The organism is Pseudomonas sp. CCNWLW23 (assembly GCF_037095675.1).
Classification (GTDB): Bacteria; Pseudomonadota; Gammaproteobacteria; order Pseudomonadales; family Pseudomonadaceae; genus Aquipseudomonas; species Aquipseudomonas atacamensis.
This window is the reverse complement of sequence record NZ_JBAWKM010000026.1, coordinates 20,812-28,128: the sequence shown is the minus strand read 5'-3', so window position 1 is coordinate 28,128 and position 7,317 is coordinate 20,812. Positions and strand designations below refer to the sequence as shown.

5 protein-coding genes are annotated in these 7,317 nt (G+C 61.4%); all 5 read left to right on the top strand.

The features are described from left to right. The first annotated feature begins 28 nt into the window (after positions 1–28). Genes alg8 through algG form a run of 5 tightly spaced genes read left to right on the top strand, consistent with a single transcriptional unit; the run spans position 29 to position 7,309 of the window. Positions 29–1,510, top strand: coding sequence for a mannuronan synthase (gene alg8, locus V8J63_RS24715; protein ID WP_162098720.1), 1,482 nt, complete (start codon positions 29–31; stop codon positions 1,508–1,510). A 35-nt stretch (positions 1,511–1,545) separates the two neighbouring features. After that, positions 1,546–2,715: an alginate biosynthesis protein Alg44 gene (locus tag V8J63_RS24710; RefSeq protein WP_024011680.1), complete on the top strand. Its 1,170-nt coding sequence runs from the start codon at positions 1,546–1,548 to the stop codon at positions 2,713–2,715. Positions 2,716–2,724: 9 nt separating this feature from the next. Then, entirely contained in the window at positions 2,725–4,233 is a 1,509-nt protein-coding gene (algK, locus tag V8J63_RS24705) for an alginate biosynthesis TPR repeat lipoprotein AlgK (RefSeq protein ID WP_177434874.1), read from the top strand. Further along, positions 4,230–5,711 carry an alginate export family protein gene (locus tag V8J63_RS24700; protein ID WP_123443471.1) on the top strand — a complete coding sequence of 494 codons (1,482 nt, stop codon included), beginning with the start codon at positions 4,230–4,232 and terminating at the stop codon, positions 5,709–5,711. Before algK ends, V8J63_RS24700 begins: the two co-directional genes overlap by 4 nt. Positions 5,712–5,737: 26 nt before the next feature. Then, positions 5,738–7,309: a mannuronan 5-epimerase AlgG gene (algG, locus tag V8J63_RS24695; RefSeq protein ID WP_252877485.1), complete on the top strand. Its 1,572-nt coding sequence runs from the start codon at positions 5,738–5,740 to the stop codon at positions 7,307–7,309. Positions 7,310–7,317: the final 8 nt, after the last annotated feature.

Sequence of the window (7,317 nt, the reverse complement as noted above, 5' to 3'; positions counted from 1 at the left end):
AAGCCTCCATCACCTTCGGATGACGGTTATGACCAAGCTCAAACATTTTTTTCTGCAATCAGCCGGCTGGCTTTTTTATCTCAGTCTGCTGATGGGCCTGGCCTTGATGCTGCCCACGTCCACATTCGACTCCGAGTCGAAGGACTTCATTTTCCTGATTGGCGCCGTGGGTATCTGGCGCTACTCGATGGGTGCAACGCACTTTGTGCGCGGCATGATTTTTCTCTACATCGTTTACCCGCACTTGCGTCGCAAAGTACGCAAGCTGGGTAAAGCGGCCGATCCGTCGCATGTGTTTCTGATGGTCACCAGCTTTCGTATTGACGCGCTGACCACCGCGCAGGTCTACAGCTCGGTGATCCGCGAAGCCATCGACTGCGAACTGCCGACCACCATTGTCTGCTCGATCGTGGAAATGTCCGACGAGCTGCTGGTCAAGGCGCTGTGGGCGCGGATGAATCCGCCTGAGCGGGTCAAGCTCGACTTCGTGCGTATTCCCGGTACCGGCAAGCGCGATGGTCTGGCCTTCGGTTTCCGCGCGATCTCCCGTCACCTGCCGGACGACCGTGCCGTGGTGGCCGTGATCGACGGCGACACCGTGCTCGGCGAAGGCGTCGTGCGCAAGACCGTGCCGTGGTTCCAGCTGTTCGGCAATGTCGGCGGCCTGACCACCAACGAGTTCTGCGAAGTGCGCGGCGGCTACATCATGAGCGAATGGCACAAGCTGCGTTTCGCCCAGCGCCACATCAACATGTGCTCGATGGCCCTGTCCAAGCGCGTACTGACCATGACCGGTCGGATGTCGGTGTTCAAAGCCTCCGTGGTGACCAATCCGGAATTCATCGCCGACGTTGAAAGCGACTCGCTGCAACACTGGCGTCTGGGCCGCTTCAAGTTCCTGACCGGCGACGACAAGTCGAGCTGGTTCAGCCTGATGCGCCTGGGTTACGACACCTTCTACGTGCCGGACGCCGCGATCAACACCGTTGAGCATCCGCCGGAAAAGAGCTTCATCAAGGCCAGCCGCAAGCTGATGTTCCGCTGGTACGGCAACAACCTGCGCCAGAACTCTCGTGCACTGGGTCTGGGTATCCGTCGCCTCGGCGCGTTCACCTCGGTGGTGCTGTTCGACCAGCGCGTGTCGATGTGGACTTCGCTGCTCGGCCTGACCGTCGCACTGATCGCCAGCTTCAAGTACGGCACCGCATTCATCCTCGTGTACCTGCTGTGGATCGGCATCACCCGCCTGATCCTGACGCTGTTGCTGTCGTGTTCCGGCCACCGCATCGGCCCTGCTTACCCGGCGATTCTGTATTACAACCAGATCGTTGGCGCCTTGGTGAAGATCTACGTGTTCTTCCGCCTCGACCAACAATCCTGGACTCGCCAGCCCACATCCCTGACCCGTGATCTCGCCAGCTTTCAACGTTGGTTCAACACCTGGTCGTCTCGGACCATGACCTTCTCCGCCGGCAGCATTTTTGTCGCCGTGCTGCTGATGATGGTCTGACCCGCTCCTATTGAATTAACAAGGAAATCGCCCCTATGAATACCGCCGTCAACGTCAACGTAGTGCATGAATCCGAAGCCCAGCGCCAGCACGCTCGCGTGAAAATCCCGGCCAAGCTGCGTTTCTTCGGCCCTGACCGGACGCCGCTCGAAGCGCGGGTCCTCGATCTGTCGGCTGGCGGACTGGCGTTCAACGCCGGGCAGATGCCGCTGACCATCGGCGAGGTGTACAAGGCGCGTCTGCAATTTGTCATCGACAACCTCGGCCTGGCCATGGACGTTGAACTGCAGGTGCGTTCTTTCGATCGCGCCACCGGCCGCGCCGGCTGCCAGTTCCAGAACCTCGAACCGCAGGACATTTCCACCCTGCGCCACCTGATCACTTCGCACCTGGCCGGCGACATCGTCAGCATCGGCGAAGTGCTGGCGACCCTGCAGCGCGACAACTTCACCAAGGCGCGCAAGAACAAGACCAACGACACCGGCATGACCCCGTTCGGCCGCCTGAAAGCCGTGACCTTCAGCGCCGGTATTTTCGCCGTTGGCCTGGTCGCTGCCGGCTTCATCTTCAAGTCGGTGTACGGCATGTACTTCGTCAGCCACGCCCAGGCCGGTCTGGTCAGCGTGCCAGGGATGAACATCACCATGCCGCGCGACGGCACCGTACAAAGCCTGGTCAAGTCCGACGGCGTTGCCGCCAAAGGCGCACCGCTGGCGACCTTCAGCACCAGCATGCTCGACGTACTCAAGGGCCATCTGGCCGAAGACCAACTGGCCCCGGCCAAGGTCGAAGAACTGTTCGGCAAGCAAATGACCGGCACCCTGACTTCGCCGTGCGACTGCACCGTGGCCCAGCAACTGGTGGCTGACGGGCAGTACGCGAGCAAGGGCGACGTGATCTTCCAACTGGTGCCGCGCAACACCCAGGCCAACGTTGAAGCACGCTTCTCCTATCGCCAGTTCGGCGACGTGCGTCCGGGCACACCGGTGAGCTTCCAGATCGCCGGCGAAGACAAGACCCGCACCGGCAAGATCGTCAGCAGCACCAGCCTGAAGAGCGCCGACCTGTCCTCCGACATCCGCGTACAGATCCAGCCTGACGAGCCGCTCGACAGCAGCCTGGCCGGCCGCCCGGTGGAAGTGAACAGCGACCGTGGCCCGAACCTGAACTGGCTGATCGACAAAGCCATGGCTGCCGGTCTTTAAGTCGAGGACATGCCTGTGACTACGCATAACTTGAACACACCGCCGACCCTGGGGGAGCGAGCCTGCTCGCGAAAGGGCCAGCGCGGTTTGTCTGAAGTACCGAGTCGACTGCTTCGCGAGCAGGCTCGCTCCCACATGGGATTGATGGTGTGCTCGCTGGCACTAGCAGTTTCTCTAGCCGGTTGCGCCGGGCTGCCCGATCAGCGTCTGGCCAACGAAGCGCTCAAGCGTGGCGACACCGCCACCGCTGCGCAGAATTACCAGCAACTGGCCGATCTGGGTTACAGCGAGGCGCAAGTCGGCCTGGCCGATATCCAGGTCGACAGCCGCGACCCGGCGCAGATGAAACAGGCCGAAGCGACTTACCGCGCAGCGGCCAGCGTGTCGCCGCGTGCCCAGGCACGTCTGGGGCGTCTGCTGGTGGCCAAGCCGGGCTCCACCGAAGCCGAGCACCACGAAGCCGAAACCCTGCTGAAAAAAGCCGCCGCCAATGGCGAAGGCAACACGTTGATCCCGCTGGCGATGCTGTATCTGCAATACCCGCACAGCTTCCCCAACATCAACGCGCAGCAGCAGATCGATCAGTGGCGCAAGTCGGGCTACCCGGAAGCGGGTCTGGCGCAGGTGCTGCTGTATCGCACCCAGGGCACTTACGACCAGCATCTGGATGACGTGGAAAAGATCTGCAAGGCCGCGCTCAACACCACTGACATCTGCTACGTCGAACTGGCTACCGTTTACCAGAAACGTGGCCAGCCGGAGCAACAGGCCGAGCTGATCAAGCAGATGCAGGCCGGTTACAGCCGTGGCACCGTCACCGCGCAGCGTGTCGACTCCGTAGCCCGCGTGCTGGCCGATTCGACCCTGGGCAAGACTGACGAAAAAACCGCGCAGGCGCTGCTCGAGCCGATCGCTCCGGGCTACCCGGCATCGTGGGTCACCCTCGCCCAACTGCTTTACGACTTCCCCGAACTGGGCGACGTCGACCAGATGATGAAGTACCTGGACAACGGTCGCGCCGCCGACCAGCCGCGCGCCGAACTGTTGCTGGGCAAGGTCTACTACGAAGGCAAAATGGTCCCGGCTGACGCGAAAGTCGCCGAGGAACATTTCCAGAAAGCCGTCGGCCGCGAAGTCGCTGCCGATTACTACCTCGGCCAGATCTACCGTCGTGGCTACCTGGGCAAGGTCTATCCGCAGAAAGCTCTCGACCATCTGCTGACCGCTGCGCGCAACGGCCAGAACAGTGCCGACTTCGCCATCGCCCAGTTGTTCTCGCAAGGCAAGGGCACCAAGCCCGACCCGCTGAACGCTTACGTGTTCAGCCAATTGGCCAAGGCGCAGAACACCCCGCAAGCCGATGAACTGGCAGCGACCCTCGAGGCGCAATTGCCGCCCGAGCGCCTGCCCGAAGCCCGCCGCCTGTTGCAACAGGAACAGGCCAGCCGTGGCGCCCTGAATTCGAACACGCTGCAACTGCACGCCCTGCAAGAAGAAGACGGCGAGGAAAAACTATGAAGCTGAACCCATTCGTGAAGGCCGGTATTGGCCTCACCTTCGCGCTGCTCTGGTCTTGCCCGACACTGGCTGCGATGACTGAAAGCAAGAACTTCGGTCTGGAAGTGAAACTCACCGGCCAGTCCGAAGACGACCGTGACCTCGGCACTGCCGGCGGCGGCGATGTCAACGGCGTGGGCCTCGACCTGCGTCCATGGATCTACGGCGAAAGCGGCGCGTGGAGCGCCTATGCGATGGGGCAGGCGGTGACCTCGACCGACATCATCGAGACCGACACCCTGCAACAATCGGACGGCGAACAGACCACCGACAGCGGCGATCGCGAAACCAAGAAAAACTACCTGGCGATGCGCGAGTTCTGGGTCGGCTACAGCGGCTTCACGCCCTACCCTGGCGAGATCCTCAAGTTCGGTCGTCAGCGTCTGCGCAATGACGACGGCCAATGGCGCGACACCAACATCGAAGCGCTGAACTGGACCTTCGACACCACCCTGCTGCGGGCCAACGCCGGTGTTGCCGAGCGTTTCAGCGAATACCGCACTGACCTGAAAGAGCTGGCACCGAAAGACAAGGATCGCCTGCACGCCTACGCCGACGCTGCTTACCAGTGGACGCCGGGCCAGTGGGTCGGCATTCGCGGCCACCACAGTCACGATGACGGCAAACTCGATTACGCCGAGCCGGGCGTCCCGCGCGATTCGCTGGACAAGACCGAGAACGGCGACATCAGCTGGATCGGCCTGACTGCCGACAGCGACGCCTACAACTGGCGCAACACCAACACCGTCAACTACTGGGGCAGCATCACCGGCATGAGCGGCGACCGCGACACGGTCAATGCGCTGAACGCCGACGGCACGCGCCCGACACAAGCCAAGCGCAGCGATGACATCAGCGGCTGGGCAGCCGATGTCGGCGTGCGTCTGCGCCTCGATCCGCAGTGGCAAGTCGGCGGTGCCTACGCCCGCGCCAGTGCCGATTACGAACAGAACGGTCTGGAGAGCAACCGCTCCAACTACACCGGTACCCGCTCGCGCGTGCACCGTTTCGGCGAAGCGTTCCGTGGCGAAATGAACAACATGCAGACCGCCACCCTGTTCGGTTCGTGGATGGTCAACGACGAGTACGACGCCAGCCTGATCTACCACAAGTTCTGGCGTGTCGACGGCAACAAGCCGGTCGGCAGCAACGGCATCAATGCGGTGGAAAACAACACCGACGACGTCACCGGCGCAATCCTCTCCAGCACATCCTTGCCGCTTGAAGATGGCAACAAGGACCTGGGTCAGGAAATGGATCTGGTCGTCACCAAGTACTTCAAGCAAGGCCTGTTGCCGGCGGCGTTGAGCCAGTCGATCGACGAGCCTTCGGCACTGGTGCGTTTCCGTGGCGGTGTGTTCAAACCGGGCGATGCCTACGGCAGCCAGGTTGATTCCTACATGCACCGCGCATTCATTGACGTGATCTGGCGCTTCTGATGCAAACCGCCAAGGGAGTGCCCGACATGATCAGCACCAGAACAGGCTCACTCAGCCTGCTGGCCGGCGCGATGCTGCTGGCCAGCGCCGGCGCCTTCGCCAATGTTGAACCGGCGAAACCTGCGACCGTGGCCAAAGAACTGCAACAGGCCAAGACCTACACCGTCAGCAGCGCGCCGACCGACGCACTGAAACTGGCCAAGCCGACACTGCCCGACCTCTCCGGCTTCACCGCCGAAGCCGCTGCGGCGAAGATCGTGCGCAGCAAGCCGGGCAAGATCAGCGTGCGCCGGATGATGCAGGAAAACGCCCTGAAGGACTTCATCGGCGGCGATAACAAGATGGCCGAATGGGTCGTGCGTCAGCACGGCATCCCGCAGGCGATCTTCATCGACGACGGCTACATGAACCTCAAGGATCTGGCGAAAAAACTGCCCAAGCAGTATTTCAGCGAGACCGCTCCGGGCGTGTACCTGGCCAAATTGCCGATCGTGGTCGGCGAGAAAGGCATCCTCGAAATCGATGGCCAGACCCAGGAACTGCGCCTGTCCCAGGAAGCCGGTTCGTTCCTGGTCAACGACGGCAAGCTGTTCGTGCGTGACACCAAAGTCACCGGCTGGCGCGAGAAGGACAACGGCCCGGCGACCTTCCGTTCGCCGAAGGAATTCCGTCCGTTCCTGCTCTCCTGGGGCGGCACCGAGACCTACATCGTCAACAGCAAGATGGCCAGTTTCGGTTACGCCAACAGTAAGTCGTACGGGGTGAGTATTTCCCAGTACACGCCGAACATGGCCAAGGTCCTCAAGCGCCCGGAACCGACCGGCTGGATCGTCGGCTCCGAGTTCTCGGACATGTGGTACGGCTTCTACTGCTACGAAACCAGCGACTTTGTGGTCAAGGGCAACACCTACAAAGACAACATCGTCTACGGCATCGACCCGCATGACCGCTCGCACCGTCTGATCATTGCCGAGAACACCGTTCACGGCACGAAGAAGAAGCACGGGATCATTATTTCCCGTGAGGTCAACGACAGCTTCATCTTCAACAACAAGAGTTTCGACAACAAGTTGTCGGGCCTGGTGATCGACCGTAACAGCGTCAACAACATCATTGCCTACAACGAGATCTACAAGAACCACACCGACGGCATCACGCTCTACGAGTCCGCCGACAACCTGCTGTGGGGCAACAAGGTCATCAGCAATACCCGTCACGGCATTCGTATCCGTAACAGCGTGAACATCCGCCTCTACGAAAACGTTGCCATGACCAACGGCCTGACCGGTATCTACGGCCACATCAAGGACCTGACCGACACCGACCGTGACATCAAGCTCGACCCGTTCGACGCGCAGGTTTCGCTGATCGTCGTCGGCGGCGAGCTGGCGGCCAATGGCAGCGGCCCGCTGTCGATCGACTCGCCGCTGAGTGTCGAGCTGTATCGCGTGTCGATGCTGGCGCCGACCAAGTCCAGCGGGATCAGCTTCAACGGCATCCTCGGCGAGCGCCAGGATGAGATTCTCGATCTGTTGGTGCGCCAGCAGAAAGCCGTGCTGATCGACCCTGTCGAACGCCAGACCGAATTGCAGGACTGAGGATAATT

Excerpts from the sequence above, each read along its gene's own strand:
- alg8 (WP_162098720.1), top strand. The coding sequence starts at position 29 with ATGACCAAGCTCAAACATTTTTTTCTGCAATCAGCCGGCTGGCTTTTT.
- V8J63_RS24710 (WP_024011680.1), top strand. The coding sequence starts at position 1,546 with ATGAATACCGCCGTCAACGTCAACGTAGTGCATGAATCCGAAGCCCAG.
- algK (WP_177434874.1), top strand. The coding sequence starts at position 2,725 with ATGCCTGTGACTACGCATAACTTGAACACACCGCCGACCCTGGGGGAG.
- V8J63_RS24700 (WP_123443471.1), top strand. The coding sequence starts at position 4,230 with ATGAAGCTGAACCCATTCGTGAAGGCCGGTATTGGCCTCACCTTCGCG.
- algG (WP_252877485.1), top strand. The coding sequence starts at position 5,738 with ATGATCAGCACCAGAACAGGCTCACTCAGCCTGCTGGCCGGCGCGATG.